A 233-nucleotide genomic window follows, 5' to 3' on the forward strand; every position below is an offset into this window, starting at 1 on the left:
TCGTCATGCTGCTGTTCGATACAGAGCCAACCCTATTGCCATCCAAATAGATTTCAACGCTTTCGACGCCAAAATGGCTCATGGCCCAGCCGGATACAATCGCTTCAGTCTTCCCGTTGTTTGCAAGGCTCGCAGTCCCGACCCACATCCTATTTTCAGGGACTTTAATGCTTGTCTCGTTTGACCAAATGGAATTGCCACTGTTGTCGATCTCTTTGACTTTGACCTTATGA

1 protein-coding gene is annotated in these 233 nt (G+C 47.6%); it reads right to left on the minus strand.

Annotated elements, in window-relative coordinates:
• Window positions 1–233, minus strand: a 233-nt coding sequence (locus tag UU7_RS19080; protein ID WP_238530982.1) for a hypothetical protein, incomplete at both ends; no start/stop codon positions are given.

Source organism: Rhodanobacter spathiphylli B39 (genome assembly GCF_000264295.1).
Classification (GTDB): Bacteria; Pseudomonadota; Gammaproteobacteria; order Xanthomonadales; family Rhodanobacteraceae; genus Rhodanobacter; species Rhodanobacter spathiphylli.